Source organism: Ideonella azotifigens (genome assembly GCF_006519715.1).
Lineage (GTDB): Bacteria > Pseudomonadota > Gammaproteobacteria > Burkholderiales > Burkholderiaceae_C > Ideonella > Ideonella azotifigens.
Map to the genome: position 1 here is coordinate 1 of NZ_VIDT01001089.1, position 1,272 is coordinate 1,272.

Genomic DNA, 1,272 nt, shown 5'->3' on the forward strand with positions numbered 1-1,272 from the left:
CAGCGTCAGCGGCGTGGCCGCGGCGGCCAGCAAGGCCAGGGTCGTCAACCTGTCGCTGGGCAGCAGCGGCAGCTGTTCGGCCACGATGCAGTCGGCGCTGGACCAGGCCCGCAGCCTGGGCGCCACCGTGGTCGCCGCGGCTGGCAACAACAGCGGCGCGACAGCCAAGTATTCACCGGCCAACTGTCGCAACCTGATCGTCGTCACCGCCCTCAGCCGTGAAGGCAAGCGCGCGAGCTACGCCAATTTCGGCGCCGAAGTCGACGTGGCCGCGCCCGGCGGCGACATGGCCACCGGCAGCGCCAACGGCGTGCTGTCGACCTCCAACACCGGCATGCTGACGGTGGGCAGCGACAGCTACCGCGTCGAACAAGGCACCTCGATGGCCACGCCGCACGTGGCGGGCGTGGCCGCGCTGATGCTGGCACGCAACCCGGCGCTGACGCCTGACGAAGTCGAAGTGCTGATCAAGAGCAGCACCCGCAAGATCCCCGGCGCCTGCACCAGTTGCGGCACCGGGCTTGTGGACGCCGCCGCCGCGGTCAATGCGGTTTTCCTCGCCGGCAGCGCCCCCACGCTGGTCACCGAAGTCGAACCCAACAACAGCCACGCCCAGGCCCAGCTGCTGAGCAGCTTCCCGGCCAAGGTCAAGGGCAGCATCAACGCCAACGGCGACCTGGACACCTATCGCATCAGCGTCCCGGCCAAAGGCACGGTGAAGGCGCGGCTGATCGGCAATGCCGAGTCCGACTACAACCTGGCATTCCGCAACACCAAGAGCGTGGTGCTCGCCACCAGCGTCCGCGCCAAGGGCCTGACCGACGAACTCAGCTGGACCAACAGCGCCAGCACCGCTGCCGACCTGTTCGTGCGCGTCTCTCGCGCCAGTGGTGGCGTCGGCGACAGCGGCGGCCGCTATACCTTGGAAGTCACGAGATAAGTGAAGCGCCCGAGCTACATGCCTTTGAAGAGGTGCGCGTAGCTGCGGCTCACTTCCAATTTTTGGCTGTGGCCTTTGACGGCCACGATCTGGCGGCCGCGGAAGTCGCGCGTGATCGAGCCGATGGCGTTCACCGCGACCAGCGTCGAGCGGTGGATCTGCCAGAAGCGCTGCGGGTCCAGCTCGTCGACCAGCTCCTTGATCGGCTTGCGGATCAGGGCCTCGACCTGCAGCGTCTGCACCCGGGTGTATTTCTCGTCGCTGATGAAAAACAGCACGTCCTCGACCGGGATCATCTGGATGCCTTGGCCCACCGTCGCCTGGATCCACTT

General features: G+C 67.0%; 2 protein-coding genes. One reads left to right on the top strand and one right to left on the bottom strand.

The genetic code is table 11. The features are described 5' to 3' along the window. A partial coding sequence (locus FKP22_RS30770) for a S8 family serine peptidase (protein WP_141291979.1) occupies positions 1-940 on the top strand: 940 nt, incomplete at its 5' end. Between the two features lie 14 nt (positions 941-954). Here the strand turns inward: FKP22_RS30770 and FKP22_RS30775 are convergent. After that, positions 955-1,272, bottom strand: a 318-nt coding sequence (locus tag FKP22_RS30775) for a LytR/AlgR family response regulator transcription factor (protein WP_141291980.1), incomplete at its 5' end; no start/stop codon positions are given.